The sequence below is a fragment of the Streptomyces sp. NPDC015532 genome, from assembly GCF_043078065.1.
Taxonomy (GTDB): Bacteria; Actinomycetota; Actinomycetes; order Streptomycetales; family Streptomycetaceae; genus Streptomyces.
The window spans coordinates 14,642-37,862 of the sequence record NZ_JBIBSY010000018.1; the positions used below are offsets into that span (position 1 = coordinate 14,642).

22 protein-coding genes are annotated in these 23,221 nt (G+C 72.2%); 11 read left to right on the forward strand and 11 right to left on the reverse strand.

Features of this window, described 5'->3' with window-relative positions:
- Nucleotides 1-343 precede the first annotated feature (343 nt).
- Together ACF07B_RS36595 and ACF07B_RS36600 are read left to right on the forward strand one after the other, a co-directional pair.
- Nucleotides 344-1,327, forward strand: a complete 984-nt coding sequence (locus ACF07B_RS36595) for a fibronectin type III domain-containing protein (protein WP_392182084.1) — start codon at nucleotides 344-346, stop codon at nucleotides 1,325-1,327.
- A 388-nt stretch (nucleotides 1,328-1,715) separates the two neighbouring features.
- Nucleotides 1,716-2,270, forward strand: coding sequence for a hypothetical protein (locus ACF07B_RS36600; protein WP_362396844.1), 555 nt, complete (start codon nucleotides 1,716-1,718; stop codon nucleotides 2,268-2,270).
- A 240-nt stretch (nucleotides 2,271-2,510) separates the two neighbouring features.
- On the opposite strand, the gene ACF07B_RS36605 is transcribed toward ACF07B_RS36600, so the two are convergent.
- The 5 genes from ACF07B_RS36605 to ACF07B_RS36625 all read right to left on the reverse strand — a co-directional run bounded on the left by ACF07B_RS36605 (nucleotide 2,511) and on the right by ACF07B_RS36625 (nucleotide 7,849).
- Nucleotides 2,511-3,056, reverse strand: a complete 546-nt coding sequence (locus ACF07B_RS36605) for a PadR family transcriptional regulator (RefSeq protein ID WP_392182085.1) — start codon at nucleotides 3,054-3,056, stop codon at nucleotides 2,511-2,513.
- Nucleotides 3,057-3,228: 172 nt separating this feature from the next.
- Entirely contained in the window at nucleotides 3,229-3,678 is a 450-nt protein-coding gene (locus ACF07B_RS36610; RefSeq protein ID WP_326789464.1) for a spore-associated protein, read from the reverse strand.
- A gap of 208 nt (nucleotides 3,679-3,886) precedes the next feature.
- Nucleotides 3,887-5,902 (reverse strand): FAD-dependent oxidoreductase, encoded by a 2,016-nt coding sequence (locus tag ACF07B_RS36615; RefSeq protein WP_392182086.1) that lies wholly within the window; start codon nucleotides 5,900-5,902, stop codon nucleotides 3,887-3,889.
- Between the two features lie 238 nt (nucleotides 5,903-6,140).
- Nucleotides 6,141-6,944 carry an alpha/beta fold hydrolase gene (locus ACF07B_RS36620; RefSeq protein WP_369480063.1) on the reverse strand — a complete coding sequence of 268 codons (804 nt, stop codon included), beginning with the start codon at nucleotides 6,942-6,944 and terminating at the stop codon, nucleotides 6,141-6,143.
- Between the two features lie 110 nt (nucleotides 6,945-7,054).
- Entirely contained in the window at nucleotides 7,055-7,849 is a 795-nt protein-coding gene (locus tag ACF07B_RS36625; protein ID WP_392182087.1) for a putative protein N(5)-glutamine methyltransferase, read from the reverse strand.
- 324 nt (nucleotides 7,850-8,173) lie between these two features.
- Here ACF07B_RS36625 and ACF07B_RS36630 point away from each other — a divergent pair, with 324 nt between their 5' ends.
- A complete protein-coding gene (locus tag ACF07B_RS36630) occupies nucleotides 8,174-8,695 on the forward strand; it encodes a MarR family winged helix-turn-helix transcriptional regulator (RefSeq protein WP_392182088.1) in 522 nt (173 codons plus the stop codon).
- Nucleotides 8,696-8,712: 17 nt separating this feature from the next.
- On the opposite strand, the gene ACF07B_RS36635 is transcribed toward ACF07B_RS36630, so the two are convergent.
- Nucleotides 8,713-9,483: a GNAT family N-acetyltransferase gene (locus tag ACF07B_RS36635; protein ID WP_392182089.1), complete on the reverse strand. Its 771-nt coding sequence runs from the start codon at nucleotides 9,481-9,483 to the stop codon at nucleotides 8,713-8,715.
- A gap of 352 nt (nucleotides 9,484-9,835) precedes the next feature.
- Between ACF07B_RS36635 and ACF07B_RS36640 the strand changes: the two genes are divergently transcribed.
- A complete protein-coding gene (locus ACF07B_RS36640) occupies nucleotides 9,836-10,441 on the forward strand; it encodes a sulfite oxidase-like oxidoreductase (RefSeq protein ID WP_384238905.1) in 606 nt (201 codons plus the stop codon).
- A complete protein-coding gene (locus ACF07B_RS36645; RefSeq protein ID WP_392182090.1) occupies nucleotides 10,434-11,213 on the forward strand; it encodes a ferredoxin reductase in 780 nt (259 codons plus the stop codon). The genes ACF07B_RS36640 and ACF07B_RS36645 overlap by 8 nt, the downstream gene beginning before the upstream one ends.
- Nucleotides 11,214-11,314: 101 nt before the next feature.
- Here the strand turns inward: ACF07B_RS36645 and ACF07B_RS36650 are convergent, their stop codons facing one another.
- Nucleotides 11,315-11,887 (reverse strand): dihydrofolate reductase family protein, encoded by a 573-nt coding sequence (locus ACF07B_RS36650; RefSeq protein WP_369480058.1) that lies wholly within the window; start codon nucleotides 11,885-11,887, stop codon nucleotides 11,315-11,317.
- Between the two features lie 254 nt (nucleotides 11,888-12,141).
- Nucleotides 12,142-13,056, reverse strand: coding sequence for a universal stress protein (locus tag ACF07B_RS36655; protein WP_392182091.1), 915 nt, complete (start codon nucleotides 13,054-13,056; stop codon nucleotides 12,142-12,144).
- Between the two features lie 499 nt (nucleotides 13,057-13,555).
- On the opposite strand from ACF07B_RS36655, the gene ACF07B_RS36660 reads away from it, so the two are divergent.
- The 3 genes from ACF07B_RS36660 (at nucleotide 13,556) to ACF07B_RS36670 (ending at nucleotide 15,657) form a co-directional block, all read left to right on the forward strand.
- Complete coding sequence (locus ACF07B_RS36660) at nucleotides 13,556-14,140, forward strand: hypothetical protein (RefSeq protein ID WP_392182092.1); 585 nt, start codon at nucleotides 13,556-13,558, stop codon at nucleotides 14,138-14,140.
- 141 nt (nucleotides 14,141-14,281) lie between these two features.
- Nucleotides 14,282-15,247 (forward strand): acetylxylan esterase, encoded by a 966-nt coding sequence (locus tag ACF07B_RS36665; RefSeq protein ID WP_392182093.1) that lies wholly within the window; start codon nucleotides 14,282-14,284, stop codon nucleotides 15,245-15,247.
- A gap of 8 nt (nucleotides 15,248-15,255) precedes the next feature.
- Nucleotides 15,256-15,657, forward strand: a complete 402-nt coding sequence (locus tag ACF07B_RS36670) for a nuclear transport factor 2 family protein (RefSeq protein ID WP_392182094.1) — start codon at nucleotides 15,256-15,258, stop codon at nucleotides 15,655-15,657.
- A 170-nt stretch (nucleotides 15,658-15,827) separates the two neighbouring features.
- Here ACF07B_RS36670 and ACF07B_RS36675 read toward each other — a convergent pair whose 3' ends face one another.
- Together ACF07B_RS36675 and ACF07B_RS36680 are read right to left on the reverse strand one after the other, a co-directional pair.
- On the reverse strand, nucleotides 15,828-16,529 hold the full coding sequence (locus tag ACF07B_RS36675) for a hypothetical protein (RefSeq protein WP_392182095.1): 702 nt from the start codon (nucleotides 16,527-16,529) through the stop codon (nucleotides 15,828-15,830).
- 170 nt (nucleotides 16,530-16,699) lie between these two features.
- Nucleotides 16,700-17,614 (reverse strand): oxidoreductase, encoded by a 915-nt coding sequence (locus ACF07B_RS36680; RefSeq protein WP_392182096.1) that lies wholly within the window; start codon nucleotides 17,612-17,614, stop codon nucleotides 16,700-16,702.
- 517 nt (nucleotides 17,615-18,131) lie between these two features.
- Between ACF07B_RS36680 and ACF07B_RS36685 the strand changes: the two genes are divergently transcribed.
- Complete coding sequence (locus ACF07B_RS36685; protein ID WP_392182097.1) at nucleotides 18,132-18,857, forward strand: GntR family transcriptional regulator; 726 nt, start codon at nucleotides 18,132-18,134, stop codon at nucleotides 18,855-18,857.
- A 22-nt stretch (nucleotides 18,858-18,879) separates the two neighbouring features.
- On the opposite strand, the gene ACF07B_RS36690 is transcribed toward ACF07B_RS36685, so the two are convergent.
- Nucleotides 18,880-19,710: a class I SAM-dependent methyltransferase gene (locus ACF07B_RS36690; protein ID WP_392182098.1), complete on the reverse strand. Its 831-nt coding sequence runs from the start codon at nucleotides 19,708-19,710 to the stop codon at nucleotides 18,880-18,882.
- A 619-nt stretch (nucleotides 19,711-20,329) separates the two neighbouring features.
- Between ACF07B_RS36690 and ACF07B_RS36695 the strand changes: the two genes are divergently transcribed.
- A complete protein-coding gene (locus tag ACF07B_RS36695) occupies nucleotides 20,330-21,937 on the forward strand; it encodes an alpha-amylase family glycosyl hydrolase (RefSeq protein WP_392182099.1) in 1,608 nt (535 codons plus the stop codon).
- 734 nt (nucleotides 21,938-22,671) lie between these two features.
- Nucleotides 22,672-23,073, forward strand: a complete 402-nt coding sequence (locus tag ACF07B_RS36700) for a hypothetical protein (RefSeq protein ID WP_326783293.1) — start codon at nucleotides 22,672-22,674, stop codon at nucleotides 23,071-23,073.
- Nucleotides 23,074-23,221: the final 148 nt, after the last annotated feature.

Here is a 23,221-nt window from a genome sequence, read left to right on the forward strand (position 1 = left end):
GACATGGACGCTCATCTGCCCCAATCTGGTGGGCCTCCGAGAGCGCGTCCACCGGGAGGGGGCCGGACGGTGCACGGCCGCCTGCGCGGGCGCCGCACGGCCGAGCGGCGCGAGCCGGACCCGGCTCCGGCCGCTCGGCCGTGCGCGTCGGCGCGGGATCAGCGACGACAGCGTTCCGCGCCGTGGGCAGGAACTCCCCTGACAGTAGGGCGAGTTCGCACCGCGTCGGGATCAGCATACGTACCCCCGCGACGGTCCGGTCAACGACGTCCACCCTCTTGATGTGGCCGCGTCACCCGTGTCTTATAGGTACAGACCAATCCCGTCGAGGGAGGGCAGACCCGTGCGACGCGTTCCCCTCACCGCCCCGCGCGCCCTGGTGTGCGGAGCACTGCTCGCGCTCACCTCCTGCGGATGGGGCGCCCCGACGTCCGGCCAGGGCGAACGGCTGCCCGCCGCGGCGACGGGCGTGACCGCCGCCGCGGGCAGCTCGACCAGCGTGCACGTCATGTGGAACCTGACCACCGAGGACCCGAGGATCACCCGCTACGAGGTGTATCGCGGCACCACCAAGGTCAAGGAAGTGCCCGGTTCGGAGCACATGGTGGACATCACCCGGCTCAAACCGTCCACCGTGTACGTCTTCAGGGTCCGGGCCCGGAACGCGGACGGGGTCCCGGGCCCGCTCAGCCGGCCGGTCTCGGCCACCACCCCGGCGGCGGTCGCGGCCGACCGCACCGCGCCCACCCGCCCCGGCGGCCCGCACGGGAGGGCCGTGGGCGGCCGGGCGGTCCAGCTGTCCTGGACCAGGTCCTCCGACGCACGGGGCGTGGCGTCGTACAACATCTACCAGGGCACCTCGAAGATCCACAGTGTGGGCGGCGCACAGACGGCCGCCGTCGTCACCGGGCTGCGGCCGGGCACGGCCTACGTCTTCACCGTGCGGGCCCGGGACGCAGCGGACAACGTCTCGGCGCCGAGCGACTCCGTGAGGATCACCACCGCGCCGGGTCCCGCGGACGACCGGAGCACGGCACCGGCCGGCTTCCGGGCGACGACCCACCGGCACGACGGGGCGTACTACATCGACCTGGCGTGGACGGCGCCCGAGGTCGACGGGGTGGTCACGGAGTACCGGATCCAGCTCGACGGGCGTGAGGTGACCTCGCTCGTCTGGGGCGGCAGCCCGCCCCGCGGCACCTGCACCCACAGCTTCTACATCGGCCGGGAGACGGACGTGACGCACCGGGTACGGATCCGGGCGAAGCTGCCCGACGGCACGTGGGGCGCGCTGTCCGCGGAGCGCTCCGTGACGACGGGCCGCTGACCACCACCTCAGCACCGGCCGGCCGGTGCTGAGGTGGTGGTCTCGCGGGCGTACCCGCGACGCCGTACGGTTCCGCACCGCCGTACGGTTCCGCACCGCCGTACGTTCCGACGAAGCCACACGTACCCCTCGCACCGCCGCCCGTTCCCGCACCCGTTCCCGCACCTGGTGACGCAGGCCGGGACGGAGACGGTGAACCCGCGGAGGAAGCGGGCCGCCGGAGGCGCCGATAGTCCGCCGGACGATGGAATTCGTCACCTGCCCGGTCCCCGTCCGCATGCGCGCCCCGGCCGGGGCGCATTGGCTCGCACCGAGGCAGCACGGGCCTTTCCAATCCTCGGCGGCGCATGGGATGTACCGCCAACCGTGCCGCTGGAGGGCAGTTCCTATGCGTACCACTCAGAGACTTCTCCGCTCCGGCCTGACCGTGGCCGCCACCGCTGCGCTTCCGCTCACCCTGGCCGCCCCGGCGGCCGTCGCATGGGGTTCCGGGATCTCCGTGAGCACCAGTGGCACCTCGGTCTCGGTCACCACCAGCGCCTGCCCCAGCAACGGAAGCAGCTTCGGCAACGCCTCGCTGCTCTCCAGCGGGCAGACGAACTTCGCCCAGGGGCGCCAGATGCCGCTCACCGGGACGAGCAGCAATCAGTCGGCCGCCTGGACGGGTGTGAGCCCCGGAACGTTCACGGTGATCGTCGTCTGCCAGGACGGCACGACGGCGGGGACCCAGGCGATCGTCGTCGCGGCCAGCGCGGCACCCGCGACGCCCACGATCTCGACGACGGTCTCCCCGTCGCCGTCGCGCGGCGTCATGGGCGGACTCGGCGGGGCCGTGAAGGACTACGGCACGGCCACGGTCGTCGGCGGCGGGGCCCTGGTCGTGGCCGGCACGTTGGCGGCGGGCTGGTTCCTGCGCCGCCGCTCCAAGCCGCACCGGCTCTGATCCGGGGCCCGTCGCGACGGGCGGCCGTACCACCGACTCCGGTCACGGACGGCCGCCTTGAGCCGGGTTCGGCCGTCGCGGGTCGGATTCGGCCGCCTCGGGCCTCTGTTCAACCGCCTTGACCGGGTTCGGCCGTCGCGGGCCTCGGTTCAACCGCCCTGTGCCGGGTTCGGCCGACTCCGAGCTCGGTTCAACCGCCCCGTGCCGGGGGCCGGCCGTGGCCGGGCATCCGGGCGGCGCTCAGTCGCTTGCCCGCATGCTCTCGAACTCGGTCAGGGCGTGGGTCAGCCACTGGGTCCAGAAGGTCTCCAGGTCGATACCGGCTCTCAGGACGAGATGGCGCAGCCGGTCCTCGGGCGTGCTCTTCTCCGGCGGGAAGTCCCGGTCCTGGATCTGCTCGTACTCGGCCAACTGGCTTCGGTGCAGGGCGAGATGGCGGCGTAGATCGGCTTCGAGGCCCTCGGTGCCGACGACGGCCGCGGCGCGCAGGCGCAGCAGCATCGTGTCGCGCAGCGGCTTCGGGTCCTGCGAGGCGGCGGTCCAGCGGGCGAGTTCGGCGCGGCCCGCGGGCAGGACCTCGTAGCTCTTCTTCTGGCCCCGGGCGTGCTGCTCGGGGGGAAGCTCCCTGATGTACCCCTCGGCTTCCAGTTTTCCCAGCTCGCGATAGATCTGCTGATGCGTCGCCGACCAGAAGTAGCCGATCGACTTGTCGAACCGCCGGGTCAGTTCGAGGCCGGACGAGGGCTTCTCGAGCAGGGCGGTGAGGATCGCGTGCGGGAGTGACATGAGGTCATCCTAGGGAGCGTCCGGGGCGCCGCCCGGTGGCCGGCCGCGCTCCGCCGGACCCACGGCACAGCACTCGCCCCGGCGGGACTCGGTGAGTCCCGCCGGGGCGAGTCGGCTCAGGCGTCCCCGTACGGCCACCGGGTGGCGCCCGGTGGCCGGGTGGAGCGGCCGGTCAGCGGGTGAAGGTGACGCGCTGCTCCTTGAAGGCGCCGCAGTTGGAGCCGGACACCTGGGTGTACACGTTCTTGATCTGGCCGCCCCAGTCGACGCAGTGGCCCTTGCCGTACACGTACGTCGGTCCCGCGTACGACGTGTACAGCCCGTAGTCGTCGTCGCCCAGGCCGGTGTCGGAGACGTAGACCCATGCGGCCATTTCCACGGCGGTACCCGGGCTGTTGCGGATGGTGGTGACGCAGTTCTTGCCGTTCGAGGAGTTGTACGTCAGGTACACGGTGCCCAGAGAGCCGACGGGCGCCGAGTTCACCGTCTTGTAGGCGCTGCCGCAGACCTTCTGCGGCGTGGTGTTGGCCGCGGCCGAGGCGGGCGCCGCCATGGCGGTGGTGGCCCCCACCATCAGGGCGGCGAAGGCACCGGCCATCAGGGCGGAACGGTTGAATCGCATATTTCCCCCTTGCGATCTTTGGAGACGTTTGCTCCTGCCTGATGTGACCCGCGACACACCAAAACGGTTGTGCTTCTCCGCGAAAATCGCGCGGCCGGGGCCCGTCCGGTGGACGGACCCCGGCCGCGCGGGCCGCCCGGCGCCGCCGTCGACCAGGTGAGGACTCGCCCGGGCGCCCCCCGGGCGAGTCCCTTTGCGGGGGGGGACCTCAGAGCGCCGCCGCCAGCTCCGTGCCCTGCTTGATGGCCCGCTTGGCGTCCAGTTCGGCGGCCACGTCGGCGCCGCCGATGAGGTGGACACCGCGGCCCGTGGCGCGCAGCGCGTCGTACAGGTCGCGGCGGGGCTCCTGTCCGGTGCACAGCACGATGGTGTCGACCTCCAGGACCTGGCTGTGTCCGTCGACGGTGACGTGCAGTCCGGCGTCGTCGATCCGGTCGTACTGGACGCCCGGAACCATGGTGACGCCCCGGTGCTTGAGTTCGGTGCGGTGGATCCAGCCGGTCGTCTTGCCGAGTCCGGCGCCGACCTTGGAGGCCTTGCGCTGGAGGAGGTGCACGGTGCGCGGCGGGGTGGGCCGTTCGGGGGCGCCGAGACCGCCGGGGGTCCGGTAGTCCATGTCGACGCCCCAGCCGCGGAAGTACGTCGCCGGGTCCTCGCTCGCCTTGTCGCCGCTGTCGGTGAGGAACTCGGCGACGTCGAACCCGATGCCGCCGGCGCCGAGGACGGCGACGCGGTCGCCGACGGGGGCTCCGTCGCGCAGGACGTCGAGGTAGCCGACGACGCTCGGGTGGTCGACGCCCGGGATCTCCGGGGTGCGCGGGCTGACGCCGGTGGCGACGACGACCTCGTCGTACGTCTCCAGCGTCTCCACGGCGGCCGGCGTGTTCAACCGGACGTCCACACCGTGCAGTTCGAGCTGCGTGCGGAAGTAGCGGATCGTCTCGTCGAACTCCTGCTTGCCGGGGACCTTGCGGGCCACGTTGAGCTGGCCGCCGATGTCGGCCGCGGCGTCGAACAGCGTGACGTCGTGGCCGCGTTCGGCGGCGCTGACGGCGCAGGCGAGTCCGGCGGGCCCGGCGCCCACGACGGCGACGGTCTTGCGCAGCCGGGTCGGCGCGAGGACGAGCTCCGTCTCGTGGCAGGCGCGCGGGTTGACCAGACAAGAGGTGATCTTGCCGCTGAAGGTGTGGTCGAGGCAGGCCTGGTTGCACCCGATGCAGGTGTTGATGGCTTCCGGGCGTCCCGCTTCGGCCTTGGCGACGAAGTCGGGGTCGGCGAGCATGGGCCGGGCGAGCGAGACCATGTCGGCGTGGCCGTCGGCGAGCAACTGCTCGGCGATCTCTGGGGTGTTGATGCGGTTGGTGGTCACCAGCGGGATCGAGACGGAGCCCATGACCTTCTTGGTCACCCAGGCGTACGCACCGCGCGGCACCGAGGTCGCGATGGTGGGGATACGGGCCTCGTGCCAGCCGATGCCGGTGTTGATGATCGTCGCTCCGGCGGCCTCGACGGCCCGCGCGAGCGTGATGACCTCGTCCAGCGACGAGCCGCCGGGCACCAGGTCGAGCATCGACAGACGGTAGATGACGATGAAGTCGTCGCCCACGGCCTCGCGCACCCGGCGGACGATCTCGACGGGGAAGCGCATCCGGTTCTCGTACGAGCCGCCCCAGCGGTCGTCGCGCCGGTTGGCCTGGAGGGCGATGAACTCGTTGATGAGGTAGCCCTCGGAGCCCATGATCTCGACGCCGTCGTAGCCGGCCTGCCGGGCGAGCCGGGCGGCGCGGGCGTAGTCGTCGATGGTCTGCTCGATCTCGGCGTCGCTGAGCTCGTTCGGCACGAACGGGCTGATCGGGGCCTGGAGCGCGCTGGGGGCGACGAGGTCCTTGTGGTAGGCGTACCGCCCGAAGTGCAGGATCTGCATCGCGATCTTCCCGCCCTCGCGGTGCACCGCGGCGGTGATCCCGGCATGCTTCTCGGCTTCGGCCTCGGTGGTCAGCTTGGCGCCGCCCTCGTAGGGCCGTCCGGCGTCGTTGGGCGCGATGCCGCCGGTGACGATCAGGCCCACGCCGCCTCGCGCGCGGGCGGCGTAGAACTCCGCCATGCGCTCGAAGCCGCGCTCGGCCTCTTCCAGGCCCACGTGCATGGAGCCCATGAGCACGCGGTTGGGCAGGGTGGTGAAGCCCAGGTCGAGCGGGTTCAGCAGATGCGGGTAACGGCTCATCGGGCCCTCCGTGCGCGGTGTCGTACGTCTGTTGTAGACGACGGGCCGCAGGTTATGCAACTAGTTGCACAATGAGGAGGGTCACTCGGCGGAAGTCCGGGGAAGCCCCGGCCCGCACCGAAGGAGCACGCGGCGCGGGCTCAAGAACACGGGGCGCGGGCCGGGGAGCGCAGGCCACGGGCCGAAGGAACAAGGGGGCGCGGGCCGAGGGAACGCGCCGCGCGTGCCCGAGGCGGGGTCAGCCGAGGGCGACCCGGGCCACGAGTTCGGCGACCGTGTCCGGCTGCTCGACCATCACCAGGTGGCCCGCGTCGGGAACCGAGACCAGGGTCACGCCGGGGGCCGCTTCCAGCCCGGCGCGCTCGTCCTCCGACAGGCCGACGTCGTCGCGGTCGCCGCGCACGACCCAGGCGGGCACACCCGAGTCGCGAAGCCGCGACACCAGGTCCGGGTACCGGTCCAGATAGTCGAAATAGTGCCGGATCACCTGGCGGCAGAACGCCGGGTCGTTCTTCTCGAACTCGGCGGTCAGCGCCTCACGCCGGGCCGTGGGCAGTTGGCTCACCATGACGCGGGGCGTCAGTTTGACCAGACCGGACCAGGTCAGCGCCCCGATGCCGGGCACCCGCCCGAGGCTGTTGGCGATCGCGAGCGCCTTGTCCTCGTCGGAGGCCGAGAACGTCGGGGAGAGCAGGACGACGGGACCGGTGAACAGCCCGCCGGCCGCCATCTCCAGGGCGACGTTGGCGCCGATGCTGTGGCCGACCACGACGTCGCAGCCCCGCTCCGCGGCCAGGGCGCCCGCCAGCGCCGCGTAGTTCTCCATGGAGAGATCGTGCGGCGGCGTGGTGCCCGCGTGCCCCGGCAGGGTCGCGGCCACCAGCCGCACCGGCGCGGAGGCGAGCGCCGGTGCGGCCATCAGATCGTCGTAGAACGCCGTGCTGCACATCCCGCCGGGCAGCAGCAGCACCCGGGTGCCCGCGTCCGCGGGCCCCGACTCCTTGATGTCCCATGTGTCGAACGTCCGGGGGGTGCTGCTCATGTCCGGGCCTCCCTCTGATGCATGCCGTCAGCCGGAGTGTGGCGCGCGAAGCGGCGCGATCGGCCGACCGAGGGCCGAACGCGGCATGTCGCCGAGTCCGGCCCGCCCGGTCAGGGCTTCACGCCGATCACCACGTTGGCGTACCGCTCCTCGGAGACGGCCAGGCGCGCGATCAGTCCGGCGCGGGCGAAGGCCTCGACGGCCGTGGGCGCCTGGCGCTCGCTCGTCTCGACGAGGACGCAGCCGCCGCGGGCGAGCCAGCGCGGCGCCTCGGCGGCGACGCGGCGCGCGAGGTCGAGTCCGTCGGCCCCGCCGTCGAGGGCGACCAGGGGTTCGTGGTCCCGGGCCTCCGAGGGCAGCAGGCCGACCTCGTCGGTCGGGACGTACGGCACGTTGGCGGCCAGGACGTCGACCCGGCCGCGCAGGGTGGCGGGCAGTGCCGTGAAGAGGTCCCCCTCGTGGACCCGGCCCGCGAACGGCGCGACATTGCGTCGGGCGCAGCGCACCGCCGCCGGGTCGATGTCGGCGGCGTGCAGCTCGGGACCGCCGAGGGACACAGCCAGCGCGGCGCCCACCGCGCCCGAGCCGCAGCACAGGTCCACCACGACGGACGCGCCGCGCGCGAGCTCGACGGCCTGCTCGACGAGGAACTCGGTACGGCGGCGCGGCACGAAGACGCCCTGATCGAGGCTGATGCGCAGACCGTGGAACTCGGCCCAGCCGAGGACGTGTTCGAGAGGCAGTCCCGCGACGCGCCGGTCCACCATCGCGGAGGCCTCGTCCGGGGTGCGGGCGGCGGAGCGGATCAGCTCCGCCTCGTCCTCGGCGAAGACACAGCCGGCGGAGCGGAGCGCGGCGACCATCGGGTCTGCCGCGTCGGGAACGTCAGGAGAGAGAGGAGGCATGAAGCCGAGGGCCTTTCGACGAACCGAAGGGCGCTCCCACGGCCACCGTCAGACGGCGACCGCGTTGCCTGGAGACGAGAGCACCCGACCTGACACAGCGGTAATGGGTCTCACCTCCTTTGCCACGCGTCGGCCGAGACGGTCCTCGGCCGGGACGGTCACCCTACAGGAACGATCAGCTGACGGACGGCGCCAGGCGGCGGTCGTCCACCGGTCGTCCACCGGTCGTCCGCCACGGGATCCGCTCGGGCCGGCATGTGCGACTCTCGCCCCTCCTGTCCCAAGTTGTACTATGCAACCAGGGCAGTTCAGGGAGGTCCCGTCATGGCATCCGAAGGGTATGGCGAGGACGCCGTCACCACCGGGACGGCGAGCGACGGCGTGGCCGCGGAGGCGGCGGTGGAGATCATCCAGCGGGAGATGACCGTCTTCGCCCGCAGGGCCCGTGCCTCGGCGGGGCGCATGCATCCCGAGCTGTCCCTGGTCTCGTACACCCTGCTCGGCCATCTGGAGGAGGTCGGCGGCTGCCGGGCCACGGACCTCGCCGCGCACTACGCGCTGGACAAGTCGACGGTGAGCCGTCAGGTGGCGGCGCTGGAGCGGGCCGGACTGGTCGGGCGGCGCACGGACCCCGGGGATCACCGCGTCCAGGTGCTGTATCCGACCGCCGCGGGCACGGAGATCCTCGCCCAGGTGACCCGCAGCCGCCGGACGGCGTTCCGCGAGCGGCTCGCGGGCTGGCCCGAGGAGGACCTGGCCCGCTTCGCGATGTATCTGCTGCGCTACAACGCCGCGGCCCCTGTCCTCGGCACGGGGAAGCCGGAATCAGGGCCGCGGAGCGGCTGACCCGGCGTCCTGTGGTGTCAGCCCACTCCCGCGGTCCGGCCGTCACCCAGGTGTTCGGGCACCCGTGCGGCCATGAAGCGGACCCTGCGGCGCAGCCGGAATCCCAGCGACTCGTAGAGGCGGATGGCGCCGGTGTTGCTCGCGGCGGTGTGCAGGAACGGGGTCTCCCCGCGCTCGCGGATGCCGTGGGCGACGGCCAGGATCAGACGGGTGGCCAGACCCTCGCCGCGGTGACCCGGGTCCGTGCAGACCGCGCTGATCTCGGTCCAGCCCGGCGGGTGGAGCCGCTCGCCGGCCATGGCGACCAGGGCGCCGTCGCGGCGGATCCCGAGGTACGTCCCCAGCTCGACCGTGCGCGCCTCGAAGGGGCCCGGCTGGGTCCGTTCCACCAGGTCCAGCATCTCCGGCACGTCGGCCGGGCCGAGCCGTACCGCCTCGGCGTCGGGCGCCGCGTCCAGCCCGTCGTCCACGAGCTGGACTCCGTCGAGGCTGAAGACGACCTCCCAGCCGTCCGGGGTCCGCCCGTCGAAACCGGCCAGCGGAGCGTCGCCCCCGGGACCCACCAGGGCCGCCAGGTCCGCCCAGTCGGCGGCGCCGGGATCATCGGGCAGCGCCAGCCACGGAGACACGTCCAGGGGGTAGCGCAGCACACGTCCACGCCGTTCGGCGAAGTGCGCGTGAGGCCCGGTGAGGGCACCGAGTGCCGGGTTGTCGAGAGGGTGACGGCCGCCGGGGGTCTCCTGCGTCTCCGTGCCCTCGAACCGTGTGGAGACGTACGCCTCGGTCATGTGCTCCCTCACTCTCCTTCGCTGTGGTCACCGGTCACACCGTGACACCGCTCCCCCATGGTGCGTGTACGAACCACCGGAGTCGGCTTCAGGAGCAAGGAGGATCGGGGCGCGGCTATTCCCGGGCTCCGGAAGAGTTCATACGTACGCAATGATCAGCGCCCGGGTACCGGCTCGAAGCACGATCCATGGGCGCGTACCGTTGAATGGTCAAGAAGCGGTGCGTGCACGGGCCAGCGGTCCGCGCCCGTGCCCGTACCTGCACCCGTCACCCTCGATCCGGGGGCCGCCGCCCGTCGGCCACGCCGGATCGGCGGGCCGTCGTCCCTGCGGTCCTGGAGGCACCACCCGTATGAACGTCACGCGAGGCTTCACCGGCCGCCCGCGGGTCCACAACGCCGGACTGCCGCCCGGCCAGTACGACGCCGGCGACGACTGGCCCGTGCTGTCCGCCGAGGTGACCCCGGACCTGGCACCCGCCGACTGGACCCTGCGGATCGACGGCCTGGTGGCCGAGCCGCGGACCTGGGACTGGGAGCAGGCGCACGCACTGCCCGCCTCGTCGTACGAGGGCGACATCCACTGCGTGACGAGCTGGTCGAAGTTCGGGGTGCGCTTCGGCGGCGTGTCCCTGGACACCCTCCTGGACGCCGTACGACCGGACCCGGCCGCCACCCACGCGGTCGCGTACGCGCACACCGGGTACACCGCGAACCTCCCGCTGGCCGACCTCACCGGTGGTCGCGCGTGGATCGTGTGGGACTACGACGGCCGGCCGCTTCCCGCCGAACACGGCGGACCCGCCCGGCTGATCGTGCCCCATCTGTACTTCTGGAAGAGCACCAAGTGGATCGCGGGGATTCGGATCCTCGACCACGACGAGCCGGGATTCTGGGAACAGAACGGCTACCACGCCCGCGGCAACCCCTGGGAAGAGCAGCGTTACTCCGGTGACTGAGACCACGACCTTCGTACCGCCGACGGCCTTCGTACCGCCGACACGGTTCGCCGTGCCCGGACGCATCGCCGTGAACACGAGCACGGCCACCACCTGGCAGACCGCCACGCTCACCGAGGTCCGCCGCGAGACCGCGCACGCGGCGACGTTCCGGTTCGCCGTGCCCGCGTGGGAGGGGCATCTGCCCGGCCAGCATCTGATGCTGCGGCTCACCGCCGGGGACGGGTATGTGGCGCAGCGCCACTACTCCATCGCGTCCTCACCCGACGACACCGGTCACATCGAACTGACGCTGGACCATGTCGAGGGCGGCGAGGTGTCCGGCTGGTTCCACACCGTGGCCCGGCCCGGCGACTCCATCGAGGTACGCGGTCCGCTCAGCGGCTTCTTCGCCTGGCCCGGAGACCGGCCGGCGCTCCTCGTCGGCGCCGGTTCCGGCGTCGTGCCGCTGATGTCGATGCTGCGGCACCAGCGCGCGCTGGGGCTCGACGTACCGCTGCGTCTCCTGGTCTCCGCGCGCAGCCCCGAGGAACTCATCTACGCACGGGAGTACGGCGACGAGACCACGGCCGTGTTCACCCGCGCGGCCCCGGACGGTGTGCCCGTCGGACGTATGACCGCCGCACATATGGCGCCCCTCCTGGCCGAACAGCCGCACGGTGGGTGGGAGGCCTATATCTGCGGCTCCAACGGATTCGCCGAGCACGCCTCGCGCCTGCTGGTGGAGGCCGGGCAGCCGGTGGACCGGATTCGGATCGAGCGGTTCGGCTAGGGGTCGCCGACGTCTTCCTGCGGTCACGCGGTAACCCGACGCCCACGGAGCGGGTCCCTCCGGCGAGTGACACGTTCGGGGACGCGCGTGCGGGAACCTCGTCAGCGGACGACGTCGAAGACGTTCTTCTGCAGACCGTTGGCGTAGACCTCGTGCTCGACGAGCTTCAGCTTCTGGGTGTCCTTGTCCGTGGCGCTGAAGAGCCGCTTGCCCGCCCCGAGCAGGAGCGGAAAGACCAGCAGGTGGTAACGGTCGATCAGGCCGGCGTCCGAAAGTGCCTGGTTCAGGGAGGCGCTGCCGTGGACGATGATCGGGCCGCCCTCGGTCTCCTTCAGCGCGGCGACGTCGTCGAGCGAGCGCAGGATCGTCGTCCTGCCCCAGTTGGACACCAGGTCGTCCTCGGTGAGGGTGGTGGAGACGACGTACTTCGGCATCACCTTGTAGCCGGCGAAGTCCTCCATGCCGGGCCACACGGGGCTGAACACCTCGTAGCTGGTCCGGCCCATCAGCATGGCGGTGGCTTCCTGCTGTTCCCGGCCCTTGATCTCGAACGCCTCGGGGAGGAACTCGATGTCCTTGAAGGTCCACCCGGAGTTCCGGTAACCGGGCTCGCCGCCCGGGGCCTCCACGACGCCGTCGAGCGAGATGAAAGCGGTGCTGATCAGGGTACGCATCGAAGGTTCCTCGGTGTCTCGTGTCCGGTTCTCGGCGGTTTCGGTCGGTGCGCGCTTCGCCGCCCTCGCGGGCCAGGCGCACCAGCCATGATCTCTGACTGCGGATCACGGAGAAACTCATCGGCCGTCACCCGTTCCTCCCGGCGGCCTCGTCTCCGGACCATTACGGGGAGCCGGACACTGCCCGGCGCGGGCCCGAGCGGTCCGGGTTCCGGCTCTCGGCCTTGGACGTCCGGGAAGCCGCGTGAACGGCGTCAGGCGTGCGGCACCACGACGACCGGGCAGGTCACCTGGCGGATGACGGTGCGTGCCGCGCGGCCCAGGCTCTCGCCCGCTCGGCGGCCGACGATCAGCAGGCCCGAGCCGGTGGACGCCCTCAGCAGCCTGTCCGCGGGATGGCCGTGGACGACCTCTTCCGAGACCGGGGTGCCGGGGAACCTGGCGCGCCAGGGCCGGAGCGTGTCGCTCAGGGCGCGTCGTCGGACCGTCTCCCGGTCGTGCGCGCCGCCGGGCGGCGCGACGGTGGCCGACGGCTCGCCCGGGGCCGGATCGCCGTCCGGGGCCGGGGTCCAGGCGTGCACCACGAGGAGCGGTGCCGAGCGGACGGCGGCGGTCTCGAACGCGTGGGCGACCAGTTGGTCGGCGGGGTCCTCCAGATCGAGGCCGAGCACCACGGGACGGTAGGGCACGGTGCCCGGAGGTACGTCGGCGGAGGTGAACGCCCTCTCGTCCTGCGGGAGTTCACCCTCCCGGACGAGAACGACGGGGCGCTCCGCGGCGGCCGCGACGGCCAGGGCGACGGAGCCTGCCAGGAAGCCTGCCGGAGCGGGGTGGCCGGTGTGACCGCGGGAGCCGACGACCAGAGTCTGCGACTCGGCGGCCGCGGCGAGCAGCGCGGGCACGGCGGGCGCCTCGGTGTGGCGCGCGAGGATGTCCAACGCCGGGTGCGCGTAAGACAGTTGGATCGCCGCCCGGTCGAGCGCCGACCTGGCGCAACCCGCGGGCACGTCGACGTCCGGAACACGCGCGACGGCGCGCCGCGGTGTGCCCGCGTGCACCAGGCGCAGCGGGAGGCGGCGGCGTTCGGCCTCGCGGGCCGCCCAGTCGGCGGCGTCCAGGCTGGCGCGCGAACCGTCGATTCCTGCGGTGATGGTGGTGCCGGTGTTCATGACCGATGCCTTTCGGGGTGTGGACGGCGGGTGCCGGGAAGCCTTTCGCGCCCGGCATCACCGGGAATCCGGGCCGACGGGTGTATCCGGCCGGGGGCGGGGAAGTCGAGTGTGCGCCCGGTGTCGCGGGCGGGGACGGCCTGTCTCGCCATCGGGGCTCCTGTTCGCCGACGCGGTCGTGTACGGGTTCCACGGCGGGCGGGGATCAGTCGTACGCACGCCTTGCGGGACCTCGCCGGCCACCGCCGGACCGGCCGCCTCCGGGTGCCGTGTTCCGGGTGCTGTATGTCAGGTGCGAAGTGCCGGGTGCTGTGTGTCAGGTGTGAAGTGCCGGGTGCGATGTGTCAGGTGCTGTCTGTCAGGTGCTGTCCGTCAGGTGCGATGTGTCAGGTGCGGTGAACCGGCCGCGGTCGGCGGGCTGTTCGACGCCGGGGCCGCGAGACGCCGGGGTGCCGCATCGTCCGGGCGTCGGCGCGGCGCGCGGCAGTGAGGAGGGGACATGCGAACCCGGGTGCGCGGCTGGCGCTGGCGCCGCAATCCGCTGCGGCGCCGTTCCGACGTCGTCGAGGCGTGGTGGGCGCTTGCCGTCTGTGTTCTGCTGTTCGTCGGCGCGCCGCTCGTGGGGGCGGGGGCCGCGTGGTGGACGTACGACGGTACGCAGGCACACGCGGCGGCCCGGCGCGCCGCCCAGCACCACGTCCGTGCCGTACTGGTGGAGGACGTGCCGACGGCGATGCCGTCGAGGCCGGGCGCCAGACCGCGTTCGTCGTCCGCGCGGGTTCGCTGGACGGAGCCGGACGGGACGCGGCAAACCCGGCTGGTGGGTGTGCCCCCGGGCCTGCGGCGCGGTACGCCCGTCGACGTGTGGACCGACGCGCGGGGACGGATCGTGCGTCCGGCGCCGAGTTCCTCGATGATCCTGCAACAAGCCCTGGCCATGGGCGTCTTCACGTCCGCGGGCACCGTCTCCGTCCTCTTCGTCGCGCACCTCTGCGTGCGCGGGGCTCTGGCACGCCGTCGGCTGGCCCAGTGGGAGCAGGACTGGGCGCGGACGGAACCGGACTGGACCCGGCGCACGGCCTGACGGGTCGACGGGCCGACGGGCCGACGGGCCGACGGGCCGACGGCGGGGAGTCTCCTCCGTTCCCGGCGCGGTCGTAGCGGGGCTCCGGGGGCGGACGTACGGTGTGATCATCCGCGCCCGTGTGCCGAAAGGTGGTCCCTGATGGCCCTGTTCGACCTCCCGCTCGACGAACTTCGCACCTATCGCAGTGCGTCGGCCGAGCCCGCGGACTTCGACTCCTTCTGGGCCAAGACGCTCCAGGAAGCCCACGCGCACGACCTCGCCGCCCGCTTCGAACCGGTCGACACCGGGCTGAGGACCGTCACGGTCCACGACGTCACGTTCTCGGGGTTCGGCGGGCATCCGATCAAGGGCTGGCTGACCGTTCCGGCGGAGGCGGACTCCCCGCTGCCCACGGTCGTCGAGTTCATCGGGTACGGCGGCGGACGCGGGCTCGCGCACACGCATCTGCTGTGGGCGTCGGCCGGCTTCGCGCACTTCGTGATGGACACCCGCGGCCAGGCGAGCGCGTGGGGCGGGGGCGACACCCCGGACCCGGTGGGCAGCGCGCCCGCGTTCCCGGGGTTCATGACACGGGGGATCGAGGACCCGGAGACCTACTACTACCGGCGGCTGTTCACGGACGCGGTGCGCGCGGTGGAGGCGGCCCGCTCGCACCCGCTCGTCGACGCGGCGCGCGTCGCGGTGCTGGGCGGAAGCCAGGGCGGCGGCATCAGCATCGCGGTCGGCGGTCTGCTGCCCGATCTGACGGCGGTCGCCCCCGACGTGCCGTTCCTGTGCGACTTCCCGCGCGCCACGGTTCTCACGGACCGTGCCCCGTACCGGGAGATCGGCAACTACCTCAAGACCCATCGCGGCCGCACGGAACAGGTGCAGCGCACCCTCTCCTACTTCGACGGGGTGCACTTCGCCGCGCGGGGCCGGGCACCCGCCCTGTTCTCCGTGGCCCTGGAGGACCAGACCTGCCCGCCGTCGACGGTCTTCGCGGCCTTCAACGCCTGGGCGAACGAGGAGAAGGAGATCGAGGTGTACGACTTCAACGACCATGAGGGCGGCGGCCCTTACCAGCAGGCCGCGCAGTTGCGCTGGCTGTCCGCGCGCGTCTGAGGCCCGTGATGGACACGATCACCGCGTCCCGGCGTTTCGTGCGGGTGTGGGAGCGGGCCTGGGCGGCCCATGACGTCGACGCGATTCTGGAGTTGTACGCGGAGGAATGCGTCCACCGGTCCATGCCGTTCCGGGAGCCCCACCGCGGCCGGGACGAGCTCGCCGCGTACCTGCGCTGGTCCTTCGCGTCCGAGAGCACGACCGACGTTCGCTTCTCCGACCCGCTGGTCGGCCAGGACGGCCGTGCGGTCGCGGAGTTCCACGTCCTCGCGCAGGAGGACGGCCGTCCCACGACCCTCGCGGGCTGTGTGTTCGTCCGCTTCGACGCCGCGGGACTCGCGGTGGAGACACGGGACTACTGGCACAGCACCCCGGGGTCGGTACCCGCACTCCCCTGGCGAGCGCCATAGGCGCTGACGCGTCGGGGCGGGACGGGACATCGAGGCAGAGGGGCAGGGGCACGAAACAGAGGGCAGGGCCGGGAGTGTCGAGACAGGGGAGGACAGGGGGAGGACAGGCGACGACGAACCGAGACGGACGGCCACGGACCGGTGGGAGCCGGGGCCGTCGGACGGTCGTGTCAGAAGAGGCGGTCCCACCGCGCGTCCACGCTCCACCCGCTCGCACCCGACGCGTAGTCGGCGAAGAGCGTGGCCACCTGGTCCTTCTCGTCCAGCACACAGCGGTAGTGGCGTTCCGGGGCGCCGTCCCGGTGTTCGACGGCGAACCCGCCCGTGGCCAGGCCCGCGTTCGGGCCGTGACCGACCTGGAGGAAATGGCCACTCCGCCTCTCCAGGATCAGGAACCAGTTCTCCTCGGACAGCCGGTGCACGGCACGTTCGATCACGTCGAGGTCTGCGTCCTCCACCTTCAGACCGACGCAGGGCTGAAGACTCAGTCCGTCCGTCCCGCGCAGCGCGGGCGGAAGGTGCAGCACGTCCGCCTGCGGGTCGAAGCAGACGAGTCCGTGCCGGGCCGCGAGGGTGACCACCTCGGGGGCCGTCACGTCGGCCCGGCCCCAGGACATGGGCATGATCACATGGGCAGCGGAGACGTCGAGGCGCGCCGTCCATGGCGACCCCGCAGGCCCCGGACCGTCGGCCGCGCCGGCCGACAGCTCGGGGAATCGCCCGGTCAGTTCCCGATGGAACGCGGGCACGGCCTCGCTCGCGACGACTCCCGCCCCCGCGAGGTCGCCGCCGCACAGCCGCTCGTACGTGACGGCGGCCCTGGAGACCGAGATCCGCTCGGACTCGAACCACACCGCGAGATCAAAACTCATGCCGCCCCGCATCCACCCGAACCAACCCTGTCTCCGTGACCGTAGGGGGGACCACTGACAACGCTCTCTCGCCACCGGACTGTTCGGACGGCCCGACGACAGCACCCCGGCACGCCGTCACCCCAATACCCCAGCGCCTCCGCGCCTCCGCGCCTCCGCGCCTCATGGGATCACGAGCCGTCGGCGGCCGGTGCTCCCAGGACTTCCTGTTCCTCCGGGGTCAGCCGCAGGGTGGCCGCCGCGATGTTCTCGTCCAGGTGGGCCGGATCGGCCGTCCCGGGGATGGCCAGCACGTGTGGCCCGCGGTGGAGGGTCCAGGCGAGTCGCACCTGAGCCGGTGTCGCGCCGTGGGCGCGGGCGACTTCCCGGACCCGGTCGTCCCGCTCCTCCCCGGCGGCCCCCTCGCGACGCAGCCCGGCGACCGCGAAGAAGGGGACGAAGGCGATGCCGAGCTCGCCGCAGAGATCCACCAGACCGCTCTCGTCGGCGCCGCGCGCGTCGAGCCCGTAGGAGTTCTGCACGCAGACGACCGGGGCGATGGACCGGGCCTCGGCGACGTGCTCGGGGCCCACGTTCGAGAGGCCCAGGTGCCGGATCAGGCCCGCCTCGCGCAGTTCGGTGAGCGCCCCGAAGTGCTCGGCCACGGAGTTCATGTCACGACCGTTCCTGCGCAGGTTCACCACGTCGAGATGGTCCCGGCCCAGCTGCCGCAGGTTCTCCTCCACCTGACCGCGCAGTTGGTCGGGGCGGACCATGGCGTGCCACGCGCCGGAGGGGTCACGGCCCGGACCGACCTTGGTGACGACGACCACGTCGTCCCGGCGGGAGGACAGCGCGCGGTTGATGAGCTCGTTGGCCGAGCGCAGCGGGGAGAAGTAGAAGGAGGCCGTGTCGATGTGGTTGACGCCCTGGTCGACCGCCCGGCGCAGCAGGCGGACCGCGAGGTCGCGGTCGATCGGCGGGCCGTCCGAGTTCCCGGCCATGCCGTTGCCCGTCAGCCGCATCGCCCCGTAACCGACCCGGTTGACCTTCCGGTCGCCCAGTTCCCATGTCCCCGCAGCCCCCGCCGGCCCCGCGTTCACCATGCACCGTCTCCCTCGTCTCGACGGACAGTCGTCTCACCGCCCGGTCCGGAGCCTGGAGTATGAGGCGGCCCAGGGGTGCGCCGACAGGGGGATGAGCGGGGTGAATCGTCACACTCGATCCGGGAACGAACCGTCAGCGCCCGGCCGTTGGACCTGCAGAGACCGGACAGACCAGACGGCCCGGACAGACCAGACGGCCCGGAGAGACATTCGGTCCGGGGACTTTCGGACACGGCGGGTTCGGTGGGTCTCGCGATCTCACCGTGCCGGAATCGGTGTCCCGCCGAGGTGCCCCAGGGGCCGCGCGGGCCCGCACGGCTCAGTCGTTCCAAGGCAGTCGGCACTCGTCGGCGCCGAAGGCGGCGCGCCGGGAACGCCGCCCGGGCCGACCGGGGGCGCGGGCTGGAATCGGCCGAAGTCCCCGGACGCCCTTTCCTCATGGTTTAGACCAATGCTAGATGTGGTGGCGCACCGAGCTCACACGGCTACAATTTGTCACCACGCAGGAGGCGCGGACATGGCCCGCACCACCCATCCGTCCGACCACGAACCGCTGTACGCGCGGATCGCCGCACAACTGCTCGGCGAGCTGCGCGACGGAATCATTCCGCCCGGGGAACGACTGCCGGGCGAACGCGAGTTGGCCAACCGGTTCGGCGTCAGCCGGGAGACCGTACGACAGGCGCTGCACAGGTTGCGGCGCGACGGTCAGGTCTCCACCGACCGGCGCGGCAGCCATGCCACGCTGTCCGGCACCGGCGCCGAGCACGTCCCGTCCCTCGACTTCCCCGTCGGCGCGCACACCGGCGAACCCGACGGGTGCCGGCGGACCACCGTGACCTGGGAGACTCCCTCACCCGACCACGCCGAAGCCCTCGGACTCGCCCCGCTGCGAGCCACGTTGGTCCATCGCTACGAGTCCGCCGCGGCCGACGGCAGCGGACTGCGCTCGGCCGTGACATCGTTTTCCGCCATCGCGGTGACCGAGGTGGAGGAGCTCGCCCGCTACCGCGACCGCGCGAACGGCCACTCCTCGGCTCAGCTGTCACGCGCCTACGACTGGATGCGCAAGGCGGGTCTGACCCTGCATCACCGGGACGCGATCACCACGCTCCCGCAGTCGGTACGGGTCACCCGGCGCGTGCACGACCAGTACGACCGCCCCCTGGAGATCACCGACCTGACCGTGGACGCCCAACAGGACGCCCTGGTCTACGAGTTCACGTTGCCCGCGGCCACGTGAACCTGAGGGTCGGCGCACCGTGTCACGCGGCGCCGGCGGGCCCTCCCGGGGTGTCCTCACGTGTGGCCACGACCATCCGGGCCCGCGGGCTGCCGTCCCGTCGCCGGCCGAACTCGTCCAGTGCGTGAAGCTCCGTCCGGAATCCGGCCCGCGCCAACTCCCGCTTCACGTCGGCCAGCCGGAAGGTGCGGTAGTACATGACGAAGGTCGGACGCCGGACGGCGTTGCGCACCCGCATCACCGTGTCGAAGCCCAGCATGACCCAGTACCAGAGCGAGCCGGGCCGCGGCGGAGCCATGATCGGGAAGGCGAAACGTCCGCCCGGACGGAGGACGCGGTGGACGCCGGCGAACAGGCCGGGCAACTCGTGCGGCAGAAAGTGCCCGAAGGCGCCGAAGCTCACGACGAGGTCGAAGGCGGGCCCGAAGGGCAGGGCGCGGGCGTCGGCACGCACGAGGGCGACCGTCGGCCCCCGGCCCTCGCCCACCGTTGACGGTGGATCACCGCCCGCCGTCGACGGTGGATCACCGGCCACCGGGGACGGCGGATCACCGGCCCCGAGCCGCGAGCGCCCGACCGCCAGCATGCCCGTGCTGATGTCGACCCCGGTGACGCTCTCCCGGCACAGCTCGCGCAGGACATCCACGCCCGCGCCGGTGCCGCAGCAGAGGTCGAGTCCCGCGGTGAAGGGCCCCATCGGCGCGAGGGCGTTTCCCACGGCTTCGAGGATCGCGTCCGGGGTCCGGAACGGCGTGTGGTCGAACTTGGGCGCGAGCAGGTCGTAACCGTGCTCGATCGACGAGAGCGCCTGCACACTCAGTTCGCGGAGCGTGGGACCTTGCGGGGAGAACATCTCGCCGAGCTTAGGGGCTGCGGGGGCGGGGGCGGGGCGCCCGCGCTCGCGGTGCCGCCACCGTCACCCATGACGTCATCGCCGGCCGAGTCGCCCGGCACCCACGACACCCTCCCCCGACCGGTGCACCCCCGTCCGGGGCTGAGGCACCCCGGCCCCGGGGCTGGGGCACACCCGGTCTGGGGTTCGGGGCACACCGTCCAGGGCGAGGCGCCCCTCGTCCTGGGCCGGGACACACCGGTCCTGGGCCGGGACACACCCGGCCCAGAGCAAGGCACCCCGTCCTGGGGCCGGGGTACACGCGGGCAGGGCAAGGCACCCCCCCCTCCAGGCCTGGGTCACACCCGGCCCAGAGCAAGGCACCCCCGTCCAGGGGCCGGGACATACGCGGTCCGGGGCCGAGGAACACCCCGCCAGGGCAAGGCACCCCCCTCCAGGCCTGGGGCTCACCCGGCCCAGGGTGAGACACCCCGTCCAGGGCCGGGGCACACCGGTCCGGGGCCGAGAAGCACCCGGCCCAGAGCAAGGCACCCCCGCATCCCTGGCGGCAAGCGACCCGCGGCCGAACGGCGGGTCGTGGGGCAGCGGACGCCCCGTGCGCTGATCTATCGTCACCGGCATGACCTCGTTCCGCCCCGCCCCCGCCTGGCTGGCCGACGCCGTCTTCTATCAGATCTATCCGCAGTCGTTCGCCGACTCCAACGGTGACGGCATCGGCGACTTCGCCGGAATCACCGAGCGCCTCGACCACCTCGCGTGGCTGGGCGTCAACACCGTCTGGCTCAACCCCTGTTTCGTGTCCCCGTTCGGCGACGCCGGGTACGACGTCGCCGACTACCTGCGCGTCGCACCCCGCTACGGCTCCCACGACGACCTCGCCCGCCTCGTCGACGAAGCGGGCCGCCGCGGCATCCGCGTCCTGCTCGACCTCGTGGCGGGCCACACCTCCGACCAGCACCCCTGGTTCCGGGCCGCGATCGACGATCCGGCCGACGACCGGTACATCTGGGCACCCGAGGGCCGTCTCCCGGACGGATTCGTCGCCTCCCCCGGAACCCGCCCGGGGGCGTACCTGCCGAACTTCTTCGCGTTCCAGCCCGCCCTCAACTTCGGCTACGGGCGGGCCCGTCCGGACGAGCCCTGGCGCCTGCCGGTCGACGCACCGGGTCCGCGCGCCAACCGCGCCGCGCTGCGCACGGTGATGGACCACTGGCTGGGCCTCGGACTGGCCGGCTTCCGGGTGGACATGGCCGCCTCGCTCGTGAAGGACGACCCGGAGAGGCGGGAGACCGCCGCGGTCTGGACGGAGTTGCGGCACTGGCTGGACGGCGCGCACCCGCAGGCCGTGCTGCTCTCGGAGTGGGGAGAACCCGAGGTGTCCGTCCCGGCGGGATTCCACGCGGACTTCTTCCTCCAGTTCGGCGGCCCCACCGACGGTCTCGCCCTGCGTTCGCTGTGGAGCAACGGCGAGGGCACCGTCAACGAGGCCTGGGACCCGCTCGACTGCTTCTTCGACGCCGAGGGCCGCGGCTCACCGCGCCCCTTCCTGGAGGCCTGGCGCGATGCGGACGGCGCGCTGGGCGAGCAGGGGTTCATCGCGCTGCCGACCGCCAACCACGACTTCTCCCGGCTCAACTGCGGCCCCCGCACGGCCGGTCAGCTGCCCGTCGCCTTCGTCTTCCAGCTCACCTGGCCGACCCTCCCGGCGATCTACTACGGCGACGAGATCGGCATGCGCTACGTTCCGGGGCTGCCCGAGAAGGAGGGCAGTGTGCTGGGCCCGCGCTACAACCGCGCGGGCTCGCGTACGCCGATGCAGTGGGACGAGGGCCCCAACGCCGGTTTCTCCACGGCCCCTTCCGACCGCCTCTACCTCCCTCTCGACCCGTCCCCGGACCGCCCGACGGTCGCCGCCCAACGGGCCGACGACACCTCGCTCCTGCATCTCGTACGCCGCCTGGTCGCGTTGCGCACCGGCACACCGGAGCTGGGGCCGGCCGGCTCGGTCGAGGTGGTGCACGCCGGTTATCCGTTCGTCTACGTGCGGGGCGGCCGGTATCTCGTCGTGGTCAACCCGCGCCGGGAACAGGCGAGTTGTACCGTCGAGTGGGTCACCGGCCTCCGCTCCCTGGAAGCGGACGGCGTCGGGATCGACGCCGGCACGGTGAGCGCCCGGGGATTCGGCTACGGCGTGTTCGAGCTCACCGACGCACGGCGCGGATCCTGACCGACCCGCCGTTCCGGCCCCGCGCGCCGTCGGCTGAGCCGACGCCCGGCCCAGCCCGCCCGGCCGGGCGGGGCCGGGTCAGCCACCCAGGCGAAGGCCGGCCGGCCAGACGTCCGGGATGCCGGGGACGGCCTCCTACGGAGGCGAGACGGTCCGCATGGGGCCGACCGCCTTCGGCCGTCGACGCAGAGGTGATCCGGCACATCGAGGAGCACGGCCTGGGCCGGCTGGTCCAGTGCGACGGTAGTCCGGGACCGGAGGAGCTCAACATGTCCGTGCGAGCCACCCGAGCCGGAGACACCAGCTTCAGCGGGGCCCGTTTCTTCGCACCGGGCCGGGAGAACCACTGACACCGCACGGCTGGCTGCATGGCCCCTTGAGGTGAGCCTCTCACGGAAAGACCCGCACGCGGCGGCGCATGTCGCCCGGCCTCACGGCGTCGGCACGGTAGAGGGGTCAGGGAGGCAACCCGCCTCCCCCGGTCCGGGAAGCCGCGTCTGCCCGCATCGACGCTGTGGCCAGCTCGTCGGCTTCGGGGTGTACTGGGAGATGTGCGGCGCGCGCCCACGAGCGGAGGCCGCAATACACTCTCCGAGGCGATTCTCGTGAACAGACACACCAGAGGATTCATCGCCGCCACTGGATCGGCGCTTCTCCTGTCCGCGACGACCGTCGCGTACGCCCAAGGCAACAGCCACAGTCCGGCAAGCGGTGCACACGCAGCGGCGTCGGCCGTGAGCACGTCGTCCTCCGCGACGGTGTCCACCAAGTCCACACCGCTCGGCAAGATCCTGGTCAACGGCAAGGGACACACCCTCTACCTCTTCCAGTCCGACCAGAAGAACAAGTCCACGTGCAACGGGGACTGCGCCAAGGCCTGGCCGCCGTTGAAGGCGAACGGAAAGACGATCGCCAAGGGCGGCGTCAACAGCAAACTTCTCTCGGCTATCACGCGCAGCGACGGCTCGAAGCAGGTGACGTACAACGGTCACCCGCTCTACACGTTCGCCGACGACACGAAGGCCGGCCAGACCAACGGCCAGGGGATCGACGCCTTCGGCGCCAAGTGGTATGTGCTGGGTACCGATGGCAAGCAGATCACCAAGCAGTCGTCGTCCCAGAGCGGCGGCTACTGACCAGCCCGCCTGGCACAACTGTTCGATCCTGTCACTTGTCCACACCTCCCAGGACGGTGCTGAGGAGCGGGAACGCCTGCCGATCTGGGCGAGCTCATCCTCAGCGCCGGCGAGACCGGCGCGTAGTCCTTCGGCTTCGCCGGGCGGC